The sequence below is a fragment of the Eubacterium sp. OM08-24 genome, assembly GCF_003438075.1.
Classification (GTDB): domain Bacteria; phylum Bacillota; class Clostridia; order Oscillospirales; family Acutalibacteraceae; genus Ruminococcoides.
Genome location: NZ_QSTA01000006.1, coordinates 1 through 16,770 on the forward strand (window position 1 = coordinate 1; position 16,770 = coordinate 16,770).

At 31.8% G+C, this 16,770-nt stretch carries 17 protein-coding genes; 2 read left to right on the forward strand and 15 right to left on the reverse strand.

What is annotated here, in order from left to right:
* From DXC23_RS09025 to DXC23_RS09040, 4 genes are all read right to left on the reverse strand, one after another.
* Positions 1-368 (reverse strand): hypothetical protein (locus DXC23_RS09025; RefSeq protein ID WP_199523064.1); only part of this gene is annotated, 368 nt, incomplete at its 3' end.
* A 319-nt stretch (positions 369-687) separates the two neighbouring features.
* Positions 688-924 (reverse strand): hypothetical protein, encoded by a 237-nt coding sequence (locus DXC23_RS09030; protein ID WP_199523065.1) that lies wholly within the window; start codon positions 922-924, stop codon positions 688-690.
* Positions 925-1,259: 335 nt separating this feature from the next.
* Positions 1,260-1,961: a TIR domain-containing protein gene (locus tag DXC23_RS09035; protein ID WP_117705789.1), complete on the reverse strand. Its 702-nt coding sequence runs from the start codon at positions 1,959-1,961 to the stop codon at positions 1,260-1,262.
* Between the two features lie 2 nt (positions 1,962-1,963).
* A complete protein-coding gene (locus DXC23_RS09040) occupies positions 1,964-3,808 on the reverse strand; it encodes a TIR domain-containing protein (protein ID WP_117705790.1) in 1,845 nt (614 codons plus the stop codon).
* A 112-nt stretch (positions 3,809-3,920) separates the two neighbouring features.
* Here DXC23_RS09040 and DXC23_RS09045 point away from each other — a divergent pair, with 112 nt between their 5' ends.
* Complete coding sequence (locus DXC23_RS09045; RefSeq protein ID WP_117705791.1) at positions 3,921-5,279, forward strand: hypothetical protein; 1,359 nt, start codon at positions 3,921-3,923, stop codon at positions 5,277-5,279.
* On the opposite strand, the gene DXC23_RS09050 is transcribed toward DXC23_RS09045, so the two are convergent.
* Together DXC23_RS09050 and DXC23_RS09055 are read right to left on the reverse strand one after the other, a co-directional pair.
* Positions 5,276-6,229 carry a glycosyltransferase family 2 protein gene (locus DXC23_RS09050; protein WP_117705792.1) on the reverse strand — a complete coding sequence of 318 codons (954 nt, stop codon included), beginning with the start codon at positions 6,227-6,229 and terminating at the stop codon, positions 5,276-5,278. The genes DXC23_RS09045 and DXC23_RS09050 overlap by 4 nt on opposite strands.
* A 5-nt stretch (positions 6,230-6,234) precedes the next feature.
* Positions 6,235-7,266 (reverse strand): polysaccharide pyruvyl transferase family protein, encoded by a 1,032-nt coding sequence (locus DXC23_RS09055; RefSeq protein ID WP_117705793.1) that lies wholly within the window; start codon positions 7,264-7,266, stop codon positions 6,235-6,237.
* Between the two features lie 452 nt (positions 7,267-7,718).
* Between DXC23_RS09055 and DXC23_RS09060 the strand changes: the two genes are divergently transcribed.
* Positions 7,719-8,657, forward strand: a complete 939-nt coding sequence (locus DXC23_RS09060; protein ID WP_117705794.1) for a tyrosine-type recombinase/integrase — start codon at positions 7,719-7,721, stop codon at positions 8,655-8,657.
* A gap of 41 nt (positions 8,658-8,698) precedes the next feature.
* Here DXC23_RS09060 and DXC23_RS09065 read toward each other — a convergent pair whose 3' ends face one another.
* The 9 genes from DXC23_RS09065 to DXC23_RS09105 all read right to left on the reverse strand — a co-directional run bounded on the left by DXC23_RS09065 (position 8,699) and on the right by DXC23_RS09105 (position 16,764).
* Positions 8,699-9,562, reverse strand: coding sequence for a Bro-N domain-containing protein (locus DXC23_RS09065; protein ID WP_117705795.1), 864 nt, complete (start codon positions 9,560-9,562; stop codon positions 8,699-8,701).
* A 69-nt stretch (positions 9,563-9,631) separates the two neighbouring features.
* Positions 9,632-11,194, reverse strand: coding sequence for a recombinase family protein (locus DXC23_RS09070; protein ID WP_117705796.1), 1,563 nt, complete (start codon positions 11,192-11,194; stop codon positions 9,632-9,634).
* 92 nt (positions 11,195-11,286) lie between these two features.
* A complete protein-coding gene (locus tag DXC23_RS09075; RefSeq protein WP_117705797.1) occupies positions 11,287-11,469 on the reverse strand; it encodes a hypothetical protein in 183 nt (60 codons plus the stop codon).
* 15 nt (positions 11,470-11,484) lie between these two features.
* Positions 11,485-11,613 carry a DUF3789 domain-containing protein gene (locus DXC23_RS09080; protein WP_117705798.1) on the reverse strand — a complete coding sequence of 43 codons (129 nt, stop codon included), beginning with the start codon at positions 11,611-11,613 and terminating at the stop codon, positions 11,485-11,487.
* A gap of 522 nt (positions 11,614-12,135) precedes the next feature.
* The gene (locus tag DXC23_RS09085) at positions 12,136-12,609 is read right to left on the reverse strand and encodes a sigma factor-like helix-turn-helix DNA-binding protein (RefSeq protein WP_117705799.1); all 474 of its coding nucleotides are present in this window, start codon (positions 12,607-12,609) and stop codon (positions 12,136-12,138) included.
* Between the two features lie 872 nt (positions 12,610-13,481).
* Positions 13,482-14,618 (reverse strand): ABC transporter permease, encoded by a 1,137-nt coding sequence (locus tag DXC23_RS09090; protein WP_117705800.1) that lies wholly within the window; start codon positions 14,616-14,618, stop codon positions 13,482-13,484.
* Entirely contained in the window at positions 14,615-15,037 is a 423-nt protein-coding gene (locus DXC23_RS09095; protein WP_021883112.1) for a hypothetical protein, read from the reverse strand. Before DXC23_RS09095 ends, DXC23_RS09090 begins: the two co-directional genes overlap by 4 nt.
* A 13-nt stretch (positions 15,038-15,050) precedes the next feature.
* Positions 15,051-15,890, reverse strand: coding sequence for a carbohydrate ABC transporter permease (locus tag DXC23_RS09100; protein WP_117705801.1), 840 nt, complete (start codon positions 15,888-15,890; stop codon positions 15,051-15,053).
* 10 nt (positions 15,891-15,900) lie between these two features.
* Positions 15,901-16,764 (reverse strand): sugar ABC transporter permease, encoded by an 864-nt coding sequence (locus tag DXC23_RS09105; protein WP_117705802.1) that lies wholly within the window; start codon positions 16,762-16,764, stop codon positions 15,901-15,903.
* Between the last annotated feature and the right edge of the window lie 6 nt (positions 16,765-16,770).

Sequence of the window (16,770 nt, forward strand, 5' to 3'; positions counted from 1 at the left end):
TAAAAATACCGACCTCCAAAGTTAGATTTTTTAGGTCTAACTTTTGGGGGTCGGGTCATTTTCGGACTATAGTATTTTTTTAGTTCTAAAAGGATATATAACCTGTCCTTTTGACTTGTATTTTTTCGTTCATAAAATCCTATCAGTTGATCTAAATATGCAGGAGTAATTTGTTGAGTTTTTGCTAAAGATTTTTCTATTTTCTGATCTATTCGTTCTATTTTTGGTCTTCGTTTACTCCATAATGCTTCTTTTGCTTTTAAAAAATCTTCTTCCGAAAAAGAATCAGAATAATGTTGTTTGTATTCAAAAGAGGTAACTTTTTTATACAAACTAACACTATGAAGCAACCTCTCAGGTTTCTTCATACCATAGCGAATTTTCCCAAAGCGTTTCTTTAAATACTTATCCTTTTGCTGATAGTAAGAATATTTATATTCAACAGAATTTCATTCATGGGGATAATAATGTTTTAGTAATGCTATTATATCACTTTCTTTGTAATATTGTGGCAATAAAGGTAATAAAGATTTTATCTGTTTTTTCCACATTTGCAAGATATCTCTAATTTCATGTTCATAAATATGTTTTGTTACGCCAGACATTTTCTTACTTCATTCTCCCAATGCATTAAATATGAGTGATTATAATAACACAAGTGCAAATCAACGCAAGCGGTATGTAAAATCATATTTCTGCTTTTGATAATAAACTGGAACAAAAAGTATTTTTCACTGGATTATTTGCATAATTTGATACATTTAGTGAAAAGTCTATATCGTTTCCATCTTTCGTACGAACATCATTATATAAAGTTCTATATAGCCGTTCTTGCCATAAATAATATGAATCTAAAAACCAAAAAACAATAACCGGTATATAAGTAATAAGAAAGTACATTTTGTCAGCATCTTTACTTGCCAAAGCAAAAACACCTGATGCTAATGTTACTGCCCAACCTTTGAGTTTTAAAAGAATTACTCGCCATTTGATTAATAACACCTTGAATTAGTTCTAAATGCTTTAATTATTATCCATAATTTCACCATTATTGGTTATGTAATTTTTCAGCTTTTTCTACCCATGAACCTAAGTTATAATATCCATCATCAAGTTTATAATCATAAACACCATCACAAATCTCACAAAATAGACAATCCTAAACTAATATTTGAATAATCACTAAACTCTCCTTGCTGAAAAATCTTTATTTTACCAACACCTCAACTATTATCATTTTTTAATTATTATAACTTTTATCATATTGTTTTAGCTATATCATACTCATCCTGGTTATCTTGGATTGAATATGCCCTATCAATATATTTATCAACGTTATCAACAAAATCATTCCATTTAACACAAAGCATATAATTGCATTCTCCATGATATATGTAATTGTTGTTGTCGCATTGCTCTTTATCAGGACTTTTCTGATTAAACATATTTTTACTCATAATTGTAAAAATCCTATCTGAGTCGTTATTATAATGAATACACTTTTGGTTACAACAATCTTTTTGATATGTAAAATAATCATAATTACCATATATATCAGGAATAATTACGGCAATTAATGCATTCGTTTTACTTGTCACTGAATTTCCACTGGAATCAATCCTTGAAATTTCTTTAAGTGAATAAGATATTTCCTGAGGAATCCACTGATGTTTTTCAGCTTTATACTTTTCTCTCATTCCTTTCGATAACATAACAATTGTAAGCGTACTGTCGTATATACGATTTTTTAACTTCTCCCAAATTGTATCATCTGATAACTGAGATAAATCCTCACCATCAGATTCACCTTTATAAATATGTTCTGTTTTATTTTTCAATGTTTTTTCAAGTTCATCAACATAATCTCTAACAGTACATAATCCTCCCTTGCCTTTCGTACCAATAATATTTTCTACATTATTATCTCCATATTTATATGAAACGAAAATTTTATTCCCCATACTTATTCCTCGCTGACATTTTGTTTTATATAATCAATGACTAATCTGGCAGATTTTTTATAATCGATACCTTGCATAAGACTGGTATTTAGCTCTTTGGATGCATCATTTAATTCGTTCCAATTATCATTTTTAGCATAATCTTCTGCAATTATCGATGAACAGCCGCCAACAGAACCAATCAAAAATACCGGTATTCCCTTACTTTTTGCTATGGTGATTTCCTCTCTAATACCTTCTTCACTCTTATTTTCTTTTATTTTCCCACCTAAACAAATTAATGCTTTTACATTTTCTCTTTCAATTAGTTTTTTTCTTAACTCTGTAAGGCTTAAAGTCTGATTATTATCAACTTTGCCTACCTCTATAGGAGTACATCTATTCTTAAAATTTGAAATATTATTATGCGATACAAAATAATTAGAAATATACATCTTGACTTTTTCTACATGATTTTCTGTAACAATTTTTGCAGTATCAAAAATTAATTCCTGAAACGTCGGATGTGCTCCAAAACACAAATTAAAGCCTTCTTTAAGTATCTCTTTCGCAAAACAAATTAAAGAGTAAGTTAAATTTTGCTTAAAAATTTCATCGCCGTCAGGGAAAGCTCCCGAAATAACAATATCGTATGGTAAATCTACTGAATTACCTTTTAGATATTTAAAATATGTATAATAAAAATCATCGAAATTATCGGATAGGATATCGTCATATTTAGTACGGGTAATTACTCTTTTTGAAAGCATTACTGCTGAGTCAAACTCTGATGATGAGTAACGTGCTAAGGTGCTTTTTAAGTCATCCGCATCAGATTGTTTCGGTATTCTTCCAAAAAATTGTACAAACTGATTAATTGTCCTTTGGGGATAGCTATAACCTTTCCTTGGTAATGATAAAGTATAAAGCATTTTTGTGTCATTAACTAATTCCAACTTATCATTCAACAAATCAGTAATACAGTTCATTTCATCATAAACATCATTACTTCTATCTAAAAGCAATTCATATGATTTATCTAAAATCTGGTCTGCTATTTCATTAAGCTTGTCCCGGTTACTAAAATCTTCTTCTAAATACTCAAGGTTAGGTTTTTCGGAAGGCTGATACTTTAAATTCCCAATATCTGGGTTACCGATTTTTATCCAGAGAATCGGAATATTGTTAATTAGTGCGTACAATATTTCTTTTAGAACCCATTTAGAAGTTGCAGATTCAGTGGTATGGAAAAAAACAAGTACATCACTATAAGCCAATGCGGTATCAATAACTTCTTGTGCATTCTCTCCAATATTAACATTTACTATATCTCGAAAATATTCCTTCTCTGGTGCTATGGCTTTTAAAATATCACAAATAGAAGCTGTAATTTCTTCTCCATCCATTCGTCTATGACTTAGAAAAATATTTATATTGTCATTACAAATTGTAGGCATACATTCAGAAATAATCTTACGTGCAAAAACTTTAGCTGTGACCTCTATGTAACTATTCGACAAATTTCTCCTTCTTAATTGATCATAAACATCAAAACTTTGCTTACCAGAAACAATAGTAGGTGGAATCCTGTCATCTTTACAAAAAGCTACAGGAAATATTTTTGATTTTTTTAACTTTGCTTTTTTGAGAAATTCATTATTTGTACCTATACAGTCATTAAAAATTATCACAATTGAATCAGCGTCCAACTGTAAACTGAATTTTTTATAATTTGTTTTTTGAACACAAAAATACTCAATTCCAAAACGATCAAACTGGTATTTGATAATATCAACAAAAAACATAACTTCGCTTGTATTTTCCTTATCACATATTGTAGCAATTGGCTCTAATATATATACCTTCATAATTTTATTCTCACTTTCTTTTATAATAAGTTTATTTGTATTTTCTGTTTTAGATAATAGATAACTAAGAATTATCTTTCCTTGATGGTTTAAATTAATTTGGAGGAAAAATATGGACTTATGTTCAATCTATCCCAAGCAATTTAGAAATAGCAAAATTCCTATTGATAAGGATCGTTGTTTTGTCCTAATGCCATTTTCAGAAGAATATGACAAATTGTATGGAATTATTAAGGATACACTCTTGCAAAAAGGGATTAGTTGTTTTAGAGATGATGAAATATTAGGTTCTCAACCTTTTATGAACAAAGTAATAACGGAAATTTTAAAATCACGATACTTAATTGTAATATTGACTGATTATAGACCCAATGTTGTTTATGAGCTTGGTATAGCGCATTGTTTTAAAGACATTCAAAATGTTTTGATACTAATAGATGAAAAGTCAAAGCTGAATGAGTCTATTCATGATTCTGCATCTGACCTCTCACACCTCACATATGTTGAATATAATATAAATAATAGTTCAATGATACGCTCAAATATAAGGGACTTTATTAATAAAAATGGCCCAATATTTGATTTGCAAGACTTTTTATTTGAAAAAGGTATAATCTCTTCAATAACTGAAAATACAAATGATTTTATTTCGTATATAAGAGAAAAATTTAATAATGACTTCAGCACCTTAAGCGATCTGTTAACGAAAAATGAGGTGATTTGTTCACAAAAAGAAAAAATTTTAGAAAAATGTAACAGTGAATTATATGAAGAGATAGATTCAAATAATCAATTTATAGATATAATGATAAAGGTATTTGCTGAAACTTTGATGGCGGTTAATGAAACTTCTATTTGTGAAGAGTATATACAAGGTTTTATTAAAGATGAATTGATTAGAGAAAGAGATATTTCTGAAAATTTAAAGAGTCAATGGAAAACGGATCTTGTTATATATCTAGCTAATCAAGAATATTTTCTCGATATACTAATACCATGGATAATAAATTATTTCAAACGCACTAAATCATCAACCATAGATTTAAATAGATATAAATTGGAATCTTTTCTTATCAATACAAAAATAGAAAAAATTGACGAAGCATTATGCAATGCTTTAAGAGAATCAGATTTTCATATTAGAGAACATTTATCAGATATAATTGGTGAAAAACGACTAACTTTGGCATATCCAAATTTATGTTCAGCTATTGTTAACGAACCAAGTTTGTATGCTGGTAAAAGTATCATAGTGGCATTGGGCAAAATAGGAAACGGTACAGATACCAATGCTCCGAAAATCATTTTGCAATGGCTTTCGAAGAACATTAACAGAATATTAGCTTCTGGACAAGATTTTACAAATTCTATTTTAACAAAAAGTCGTATCGCAATTAAAAATTTGTCTGTTGAATATATCAAATATTTTGATGTTTCGTTTGAAAAATATATTACTAACAAAAACTATTAAAAATACAATAGAATATTTTTTACTCTTTCTACATCTAAATATTCAAGTATTTCTTCTAAACTGCAAAGTTTAAAAAGACATTTAAAATATACACAAAGCAATTTATTTAGTTCTTTTATCTCTTCGATGTTCTCATACATCATTGTAAATAATGTTTTGCTACACTTTTCAACTAATGAATTATAATCTTTTTTTAGATGCAAATTTTTTGTGTCAACAATATCCTTAATGAAAGAAAGTATGCTAAACATATCGTAAATATGATTTTTATTAAAGGAATGAACTATTGAATGTGTTCGTTGATAATAATGTGTGTAAGAATTAGGTATTAATATAATTTCTTTAGAATAAGCAATTGTTTGAAAACTAAATGCCACATCTTCAAAAAGAGACTCTTTAAAAAGGATTACATTATTGTCTAAAAAACTTTTGCGAAACATTTTATTACCTAAATAAGAACTTATGGTAACATCCAAAGAATACGTATTACACAACAAAGATAAAGCAAGTTCTTGATTTATGACAGTATAGTTTTTATAATCAGTACGAATATATGATGAATATTTATTGTTATACTCCTTTTTTATTCCCCATATAACAAAATCGCAATTTGCGTTTTTGTGCATAATATCTATAGCTATGTCATATGTACATAAATCTGTCCAATCATCACTATCAAGAAATGTTACAAAATTTCCTTTAGAATGTTTCAATCCGAAATTTCGTGATAAACCTGGGCCCTTTGTAGTTTTGTTTTTATAATATTTTATATTGTTATATTCTTTTTGAAAAGATAAAACAATTTTTTCTGTATCATCACTCGAATTATCGTTAATAATAATGATTTCAAAATTTCTAAAAACCTGACATTCTAATATATTTAAAGTTCTTTTTAAGTATTGGGCAGTATTATGCACAGGGATAATAATTGAAAGTAGCTCAGAACACATTTTGTTTACTCCTTTAGAATTTTGTCAATTGTTGAAAAGTGACTATTGGCTTTGCTTTTTAAAAAATTAATATTTGAATTAGAAAACGACTTCCTGTTGTAATCAATAAAAGAAAAATCCACTTCATCTAATTTATCTATATTGATAATATTTCCTTTAAAGTCATATGAATCTAAAGCATTATTGAATTTATCGTTATAACATACAGGAAAGAATGGAATTCCCGCATTCCAGCCTAAAATTGCCGAATGAAATCTAGTTGCAATAATATAAGAGGAAGATAAAAAATTTTTTAAAAAACTATCTATATTACCTTGATAAATGGAAATCTCTGTTACCGATTTAGTTGCAGGCGATAACAGATTATAAATGATTTTGGCAGCAACATCATCTTCTTGAACTTTACTAAAGCAAGTTAAATTAATACTGTAATTTCTTTTAGCATATTCTTCGGCAATGTATGACATTTTTTTAAAATATAAACCTTCATCAAAGTTTCTTAATCCAGAACGATTATTTTTTTTAATACATGAAATTGCAACTTCTTTTTTGTGTATTACATTTGGTAATTGATATTTAAATAAAATATCAGGTGCCCAATTCATGTTTTTTAAGTCAAACAATCTATAAGAATATTCATCACGAAATACTACTTGTTCTGATTTTTTAAAAAATGATTTGTATAAAAATAAAAATAATTTTGAACTATATGGACCAAAATTTGCACCAATAATGTATGTTGGAATATTGTCTAATCTTTTTTTACAGTCGATATGGTATTTTTTATATACCCCTTTGTTATTTGACTGCATAAATATTGAACCACCAATAAATATTTGTAGATCAAAATTAGTATCTTTTAAAAAATCATCAGTTGAAAAAATAATTAAATTAGAAATATTTAGAAAGGCTCTTTTAAAAGGGGCTTTGCAAACAATATAAAATTCAACATGTTGGTATCTATCACATATGTATTTAACAAACATATCATCCCCTAAATTCTGCTCTGAATATGTGTGTAAAAATACTTTTTTCATTTTTCCTCCAAATTAATTTAAACCATCAAGGAAAGATAATTCTTAGTTATCCTTTATTCATTATTTTCAGGTAAGGTCAATAATACATTTCTGTTAACAAAATACGCTACACAGCTTACATTCAACTGGTGTATGTCTATGTAGTGCTTAATCTCATTCTAAGAAAAAAGTATTAAGCCTTAACTAAATCTATATTTCGGGTATGTAATATAAAAACATTTATAATTACACTTTATGGTGTCAATTATAACATAATTTGACAAATATTTAAATAACTTTTACGCAAATCAGTTACAAAATTTCACACGGTATTTTTATGCATTTTGTATAATACAATTTTGTTTATTGCTCAATAAATAAAATTTTTAGGCAAAATAAATATAGATATTTGAATAGACTTTCTTTATTTTCTATTGCATAATAATTTTATTAAATATAAGGAGCTATATGCGATGGAAATAAAAAATGTACAAGCAAATAATCTAACAACTGATTATCTAAACTTTTGCCTTTCAAGAAAAAATCTTGATCAGAAAACGATAAAATCATACACTATTGATTTAAGGCAGTATTTTGAATTCACTATGGAATCTGCTATTGAATGGACAAACAAAAAATCCATTGAGCAATATATAAATTTACTGCACTGTAAGTACAAACCTAAGAGTGTTAAGCGTAAAATCGCTTCGCTAAAAGCATTTTTTCACTATCTTGAAATTGAGGAACTTATTGATATTAACCCTTTTCATAAGATACAAATCAAGTATAAAGAACCCTTTATTCTCCCAAAAACTATTCCCATAAATAATATTGAGCAAATTATTAGGTTTGCTTATCTACAACTTACCAAAGCGAAAACTGAGTATGCTAAAAAAGTTGCTCTGCGGAATGCACTCATACTTGAGTTACTGTTTGCCACCGGAATGAGGATTTCAGAATTATGCACACTCACGACTGAACAAATTGATTTTAATGATTACATAATCAAAATTTACGGAAAGGGCTCAAAAGAACGCCTGATTCAAATCTGCAATCAAAATGTTCAGGAGTTGCTCAAAAAGTATAATCAATCATTTAAATTTGAAATAGCAAACAACAAATTTTTCTTTATAAATAGACTCGGCAACCGTCTATCTGAACAATCTGTTCGTAATATGATTACCAACTATGCAATCGGTGCAGAAGTGCCGCTGCACATTACTCCGCATATGTTTCGTCACTCTTTTGCAACTCTACTGCTTGAAGAAGATGTTGACATACGCTATATTCAACAAATGCTGGGTCACAGCTCCATTACCACAACGCAGATTTACACACATACGAGCATTAACAAACAGAAAAACATCCTTTCTGCCAAACATCCGAGGAACAAACTTGAAATCGGGATATAAAAAAGCCTTGCAAGCGTTAAACTTACAAGGCAATAAATATTTTATTTATTTTTATCGAAATCATTTTCTATAACATCAGAAATGAGATTTGAGAAATCAACTACATTTTGGGGAGAAATTACAGGTCTGCCTGTTCTTTCTTCAATATCTCTTCTTGCATTTCCGGCGACTTCTCCGCCCTCTTTTGCAACACTTCTGTTTTCAGAAAAAGACTGAGGATTCTTTTCTTTGGAAATCTCAGTTGTAGTAGCTTCTGCCAACATATTTAGTACCAACTCAAGCGTACTCATATTATCTCTCAGGTTTTCCTTTTTCAATCCTTTGAGATTTTTATACTGGCGGGTTGTCATTCCTGACCACGCTTTTGTGATTTCATCAGTCAGAATTGCATATTCTACACCCTGCTTTACACCACGAGAATCCCATTCATCATTAAGCTCTTTTCTTACCTGTATAGCCTGAAGTCGTTGATTTATCCACTCTCTGCTATATCCTTTTTTCAGATATGTTTCAAGGGCTCTCTCTATGGTAAGTTCAGGGTCTATGGTTTCATCAATTCTCTCTCGACCAACTTCTGCAAGCCACATTTTAAAAGGTTCTGCTTTTGGCGACGGGATTGACTGTATTATTCTTAAAAGCTGTTCTGTATTTGCAACATCCGTCCTGTAATTTTTACCATCCTTAGGAGATTGCATTTTCAGTTGTACGATATTTTCGTACAACTGGTTTGCTCCTTCAGCCTTAAGCTTTCGCTTAAGATCGCTCCAGTAACGACGAGGTTCGTTACTGGCAGTCAGAACTGAAATTACATCAACTATGGAAAAATACCATTCTTCTTCCGACTCATTCCACGCAGTACGAATCTTTTTATCTTCAAAAATTTGTATCTTATTTTCTTCGCTCATATATATTCACCCACTTCTAAGCTAAAAATATTATAGCAGACTGAGTTTACAAATTCAATCTATTAGGCTTTATAGAGATAAGAATTGTTCATAATTAAGGTCGAATATAATCTCTAATTCATAACCTCGTGCGACTTTAACCTCTTTGATAAGCTGACAGGCTATCATTTTCTTCTGCTCCATTGTTGAGTTGTCAAATTCGTCTGCCCAAGTTCTGAATTGTGAATAATAAAAATCAAGCCTGCCCATCGCATTTTGCTGATTGGCAAGCTTGTACTTTATATTGTTTAATTCAGTTTCTTTTTTATGGAGTAAATCGTTTGTATTGTCAATAGAAGCTGACAGTATGTCTGGAGTGAAGCGGCTTTCGCCGAGTAAAGAGCGTCCTATTTCGGCGGACAATTCAACCACCTGTCTTTTAAGCTTTTCAATTTCTTTTTCAAGCTTTGTCTGTTTTCTCCTATACTCCGATATTTCGGATTTGTAGCGTTTTTCCAGTGCTATATCTTTTGGTGTTGATTTGATTTTGGCGAGATAATCTCTTAATGTTGCAAGCACAGCACCGTCAATTCTGTGCGCTACATAAGCCGACTGCCCGTCACATGCACCTCTTTTCATTGCTTTATTGGTACATATATACCTCTGTCTGCGAACTCTGTACTGACTTCCGTCTGCCCTGTCGTATCTGTCAATATAGCTTGTTGATACCATCTTCTGACCGCAGTGGGCACAGTATATATTTCCCGACAGCAATGTACTGCCTTTGGTAGTCCTTGCTATCTGTTGCTTTTCCTCATTCTTTGATGAGCGTTGTTTCAGTATAAATTGAGCTTGGTCGAAGATATTTTCATCTATGATATGCAGTCTTTCAATATACGGTGATTCAACACCGCCTGACACAAGATAACCGCAGTACAGCCTGTTCTTTAGAATACGATTAACCGTATTACATTGAAACTTGCTGTTATTATGGGTTTTGATTCCGTGACTGTTCAGATAGTCAGCCATGCGATATGAGCCGTAACCCTCTTTAACTGTCATCTCGAATATCTTCTTGACTATCGGAGCTTCATCATCGTCAATGACTATGTCCATAAGCTCTTTTCCCTTTTTGTTGATTTCACCGCTTTTTATAAGTTTGTAACCGAATGGAGCAACACCTCCGGTAAATTTGCCGTCCAGCGTCATCTGGTTAAGGCGAGTTTTAACACGAGCTGACGTTTTCTGGCTTTCACCGTTGGCTTGCCAAAATCGTATGTAATTCATAAGCTTGTCCACATGATTATCCATACGCTGTTCGCCCTCATTGACGCTCCATACCTCTATGCCGTGCTTTATAAACCATTCGACGACGAACGGAGTTTCGTCATCAATTCTGCCTATTCTGTCAAACATAAAGACAAGAAGTACATCGAATTCTTTCTTTTCTGCGGCGGTTTTCAAATCCTGAATAGCATCTCGGTCGCTTGCCGAAACCTTGAATCCCGACACGCCTTTCTCCTGAAACTCTTTCAGAATGGTCCAACCGTTACGTTCAGCAAATTCTCTGCATGAGGTTTTCTGCATTGGAATATCATCTTTATCAACCTGACCTTTGGTTGATACTCTGTACAAGCAATATACTCTTTTCATTTTATCACCCATTCATACGATTTTTGCAAACCAACAATACTACATAATTTTTATAATATCCAGCGAAATCCAAAAAATAAATTGAAATAAATTCAGCATCCAATCTGAGTTTTCATTCTGTTCTCAAATGTATCCAAAAGATTTTCGAGAATATTCCTTTCAACATGGTTATTTCTGTTTTTAGAAAAGTAGATTGTGACCTTACAGTCATTTATAACAGATTCTATTCTGTGTTCTGAATCAATGTTATTTTTATTTATATAGTTTTCGTTCAAATTATCACCTGTTCCTTATTTTTTGCTTTTGTCATTTATATGATCTTTCATCTGCTCATCAGCTTTTGCCGCTGCATTGCACAGGCACATAACGCAAACGCCGATAAAAGCACCGACAAAAAGACCAATCATAAATCCTAACATTTTAACACCTTCTTTCAGTAATTTTCTTCTAAATACCCCGACAGAAGAAAACAAAAAATCTTCTGCTGTCGGGATAATATCAATCGTTTTGGACAGCTCTAATTTTCACGCTATCCTGTTGCCGCTATTTATCCTCTATACCCTGCGACAAGGACCACATCAAACGGCTATTGCATTTATAGCCTCATTGGGATTTCACCACCGTGAGGATCTCCCACGGCCGCCCTCTTTGGTTACGACGGTTCTATCACGCTCGACTTTTGACTTGACGGAAGTATCATTATCCCCTCTGCCTGTCATCGCCGTCATTGAATTTGCCTTTCAAAGTCTGAGTCCTGAAGACCTGTAAAGGTGTTCGCTCATATGGCTTGTCCGTACCGAACAACAGAAGGAAAGTATCTGATGTGCTGATATTTGTTTTTCAAAGAGCAACGCCTGTTCTCTGAAAAAAGAGAACAGGCGAAAGGATTATTTATCCCTTTCACCTGTTTCCTCACTTAAGTGCCAAAACACACCCCTATTTTATAAATTTTCTAAAATACTTTTTATTTTTGCCACTGCACGATACACCGATCTTTGCACACATTGATAAGTACAGCCTTCTTCAAGTGCTATTTTATCAAAAGTTTTTTCTTCAAAATAGTACTTTTTCAATCTGCGTTTTTGCACATCGGGCAATTTGCTTATTGCCATATGCAGATTCTCCGCATCCTGAGCTTTATCAAAGTATTCTTCTAACGGTTGTTCGCTTGAAACACTCTTTTGGTACAAGGTGTTTTCATCTACTTCGGAATGTTCCAAATGTCTGTCGTATTCATTCATCTGAGAAATATCCTCAAGTTCAAATATATTGAAAGTTTCAAATACGCTCTTTGAAACTTCAACCATTTGAATGCGGTTATTAACATCAACAAAATAAACATAGTATTTTCCTTTTTCTGAGCATAAAGTATAAGGATTATACTTGTCTTTTCTTCTCTTAGGACGTTTGTCCATTAATTTTTCCTCCAATCAATCTGAATCTTTTAGTAATTCAGGTTGTTTGGAGGACCTCTGTTTCTATATTTCATCATGCCCTTCCATTTTCATGTAAAAAGGGCATAAAAATACCGACAAGTATAGAAAGCTATTACTTGTCGGTATTCTATCACACGCTATTAAATGTCTTTATCCTTCTTGCTATCACAAAATTCATTAATTATATAGTTATTAACATAAAACTTGCCTTTGACCCCTATTTCTTTTCTTATATTACGGAAGCACTTCTCAGTTTTCACTCGTATATTATCATAAGCAGTTACAGAATTTGAACATTCCTGACAAACTTCAACAATATCCCAAATTAAACTTATCGAAATTGTATTTGCAAGTTCAGAATAATTGTCTTTCAAAAAATCTTTTAAAGGACTTACAACATTTAAGGATTTTTCAGCTTTAATGTTACTGTTTGTATTCTCTTTATGAATAGAACTTTCATTTACTAATAATTCAACTAATATATTGCTAAGCTTTGCATATAAAGCTTTATTTTCCTCAAAAAGCGTTTTTCTTAGCTCATCCTCTGTTTTTCGTTTATCAGTTATATAATTAATAAATATTGGGACAACAACTACGGAAAGAATTCCACCTACTATTGATGCAATCCAAACTCTAACATCCTAAGGGCTTTGCCAAAATACAATTGCTGTCGGCACAGTAATCATAAGTAAGGCTAATACAATCATAGCTATGTAACTCAATATCAATACTTCATTAAATAAACTGAAAATAATATTAAAAATTTTCCTTAGTTTAGGATTTTTACTTTTTATCTTATTTATTCGGTTAATCATACTTATATTCTCCAATACTATAATTTTAAATTCACTTTATTTTTTAGTTTTAATTCTATAGTCTAACAAAAAGTAACATATAACAAAATTCCAGCTAATCAAAAATATTATTGTCAGCCACAGTGACGCTGTAAATGTTCTAGGGAACAGATTTACAAGCATTTGATTTCCTGTTAGGCTTTGTGAGTTTAGTGTTTGTGCATTATCAACAAGCACATTCAGGTAATTTGAAATGTCGAAAATGTTATCATTCGGTATATATTTTGAGGGGATAAAAATGCTGAAATCACAAATATTAAACACAATCAAAAGCACGGCAGGTATTCCTGCAAAAGCAAGCACAAGTGCAACATATTTTAGCGGAATATTTTTTAGCGATTTCAGAAAGTAGTTTAATTTGAGATTTTCTTTTATCTCCTCAAAAAATTTTCTGCTGAACCTATACCACAACTTCAATGCAATAATGCTAAATCCGATAAATATTGCAAGGTATAAAATATGTTCAAATGACGAGAGTGTTTGGTTTTTATCATTCAGATTAACCGAATAATACTGCGGCAAATCCATTTGCTCAACAATTGCTCCCGTATATACCGAGTTATCGTAAACAATCATATCAACCGTTCTGTCACCATAATTTTCGGATGTTGTATATGGAACATACACTCTCTGTTTGTCATCAGCAGAAAACTTATTTATTAAACTTTCGTTTTCGCATATCACACCGCAAATTGTATATTGATTTCCGTCAATGCAAATCTTTTTACCGACTGCATCTGTTGTAAAAAACAGTTTGAGAGCAAGAGAACTTCCGATTATTGCAACCTTATCTCTGTTATCTATGTTTTTGGACGAAATATTTTCGCCGTTAATTTCGGTCTTATAATCCGAAAACCAGTTTTCATTCACAAGTACCGTAGTTACGATTTCTTCCTTAACTTTTGTTTCTTTACCCTCGGAACAAAAAGCTATGCCTTTGTCAGTAATCCGTTCAAACAGCTTTTCAAGTTCAGAAACCGTTTTTGGAGCAGTTTCGGAATTTTTATCATAAGTTAATTGAGTAACATCAGGCAATTGCCCTTTTGCATTTTCAATAATTATAATATTCGCAATAAAAACGCTCACAGTCAGCAACAGCAGTAACAGAAACGAAACAATTTTTCTTTTGCTCACACTGTTTCCTCCTCAATATAAACACTTGAACCGTTTTCTATACTCTTGGTTGTTTTATATACAACTTGACTGTCGCCAAAAAGTGAGTCCGATGTCACCTCGCAATACAGCTCGTCACTGTTACATATATCCACCGAAACCTCTTCAACTGTTGCATCACCGTTTTCGGTTTTATTTATAACAAATACTATTCCCGTATTGCCTGCCCCATCCACCGACGAAACAGGCAAAAGATAATGTGTTTTCATATCATTTGAACCTGCGGTATCGTCAATTACACCTGTTTGAACCGAAACCACTTTGACCTTTGGAAGAAGCATATTATTGATTGTTTTTGAAAAATATGTAAGTAATGCAATCACAATAAAAAATACAATTGAAAATTTCAACACTACGCTCTTTAGCTTATCTTTTTTCATAAAAGCCTCTCTCCTATCCCTTATCTGTTCCGACAAACGGCGAATCAATATCCCTGTGTCCGTAAAGATAAATAAGCAATGCAGGAATCATAAATATAACTCCGCAGGCAAATATTATGCCGTAATCCGAACTTCCTACATCAGTAAGCGTTACGGAAAGCGGATACATACCCTCATTATCAAAATAAATCAGCGGTTGTTCAACTACATTCCAATTATCAATAAAGCAGAGCAACGCAAGTGTTATGAGTCCGCCCTTAATCTGCGGAAGAATAATATTAGTAAATATCTTCAAATATGACGCACCGTCAACCCTTGCCGCCTCAATTGCGGAATCGGGAATGTATTTTATACTTTGCCTCAAAAGACAAATTCCGAATGCAGAAAAAGTTCCGGGTAAAATTACCGCAAGAAAATTATTCAGCAAATTCATATTTTCAAGAATCATATAATCAGGCACAAGTGTTACCTGCAACGGCAGAATGAGCAAAATTATATATATGAAAAACAGCTTGTCCCTGAACGGGAATTTCAATTTTGCAAAAGCAAAAGCCGCCAATGATGATACTGCAACCTGACCGATTACTGTCGGAAAAGTACAAATAACCGAATTCCAGAACTTCAACAAATATTCGGGTTTTCTGAAAAGAGTCTGATAAAACTGCTCCAAAGTTGCCATATTCGTAATCATATTGAGTTCTTTATATTTTCCGTCAGAAAAATTGAGCATCTCGCTTACCTGTGAACCTGTCATAAATGAACAAGCAAGCATATAAATGACAGGAAACAGAAACAGCACAGTTACAGCAATCAACAAAATATATTTTAGTATTTTCATAACCGTATCTTTCATAACAAACCTCTCAAGAATAGCTGTGTTTCCTTTCAAAGCAGAAGAAAATAAACAGCACTATAATTATAAACAGCGATAAGACAATTGACGCCGCTGACAATCTTGGATAGTTAAGATTGTAATAATTGTTGTTGATGAAATTCTGCAAAAAATACACATTGGTGTTTGGATAATCGCCAAACAAAGCAAATACCTCACGGAAAATTTTAAATGAATAAATAAGCTCCATTAGAAAAACAAAAAATGTAGTTGGCGCAATCATAGGTATAGTAATTTTAGTTACAAGCTGATGAGCTTTTGCACCGTCAAGCCTTGCGCTTTCGTAGAGAGATTGCGAAACATTGGCAATGCCTGCCGTAAAAAGAATCACACAAAATCCGCAGTACTTCCACACATAAATAAAAACGATCATCACCATAGACCATTCCGAATTAAAAAATTCAACAGTATTAAATCCAAGTGAATTAAGTAATCCGTTGATTGCACCGTAATCATCAAAAACTAATTGCCACACGCAAACCAGAGATGCAATCGGAACTACAACAGGAATTAGCAAGGCACTTCTGAAAAACGATGATATTTTCTTAAAAGAATTAAGAAACAGTGCAATTAAAAACGAAATCACCATTAAAAGCGGTATTGCCGTAACTGTAAATATGCCCGTGTTTTTAAGTGCAAGCAAAAATGTATTATTTTGAAAAAGCTGTATGTAATTTTGGATTCCTACAAAGGTATTGCCCACATACAAGCTCTTTACAAAGCAGATAATGTACGGCACAATATAGAACACCGCTATTCCTAAAAAAGACGGTAATATAAACAGATATGCCGCTATATGCTCTTTTTGTTTCCTTGTTAATTTAGATTTTCTCATAATTCA

Bases quoted from the DNA above. Each gene is read 5' to 3' on its own strand.
- DXC23_RS09035 (WP_117705789.1), bottom strand. From the start codon at position 1,961: ATGGGGAATAAAATTTTCGTTTCATATAAATATGGAGATAATAATGTA.
- DXC23_RS09040 (WP_117705790.1), bottom strand. From the start codon at position 3,808: ATGAAGGTATATATATTAGAGCCAATTGCTACAATATGTGATAAGGAA.
- DXC23_RS09045 (WP_117705791.1), top strand. From the start codon at position 3,921: ATGGACTTATGTTCAATCTATCCCAAGCAATTTAGAAATAGCAAAATT.
- DXC23_RS09050 (WP_117705792.1), bottom strand. From the start codon at position 6,229: ATGTGTTCTGAGCTACTTTCAATTATTATCCCTGTGCATAATACTGCC.
- DXC23_RS09055 (WP_117705793.1), bottom strand. From the start codon at position 7,266: ATGAAAAAAGTATTTTTACACACATATTCAGAGCAGAATTTAGGGGAT.
- DXC23_RS09060 (WP_117705794.1), top strand. From the start codon at position 7,719: ATGGAAATAAAAAATGTACAAGCAAATAATCTAACAACTGATTATCTA.
- DXC23_RS09065 (WP_117705795.1), bottom strand. From the start codon at position 9,562: ATGAGCGAAGAAAATAAGATACAAATTTTTGAAGATAAAAAGATTCGT.
- DXC23_RS09070 (WP_117705796.1), bottom strand. From the start codon at position 11,194: ATGAAAAGAGTATATTGCTTGTACAGAGTATCAACCAAAGGTCAGGTT.
- DXC23_RS09080 (WP_117705798.1), bottom strand. From the start codon at position 11,613: ATGTTAGGATTTATGATTGGTCTTTTTGTCGGTGCTTTTATCGGCGTT.
- DXC23_RS09085 (WP_117705799.1), bottom strand. From the start codon at position 12,609: ATGGACAAACGTCCTAAGAGAAGAAAAGACAAGTATAATCCTTATACT.
- DXC23_RS09095 (WP_021883112.1), bottom strand. From the start codon at position 15,037: ATGAAAAAAGATAAGCTAAAGAGCGTAGTGTTGAAATTTTCAATTGTA.
- DXC23_RS09100 (WP_117705801.1), bottom strand. From the start codon at position 15,890: ATGAAAGATACGGTTATGAAAATACTAAAATATATTTTGTTGATTGCT.
- DXC23_RS09105 (WP_117705802.1), bottom strand. From the start codon at position 16,764: ATGAGAAAATCTAAATTAACAAGGAAACAAAAAGAGCATATAGCGGCA.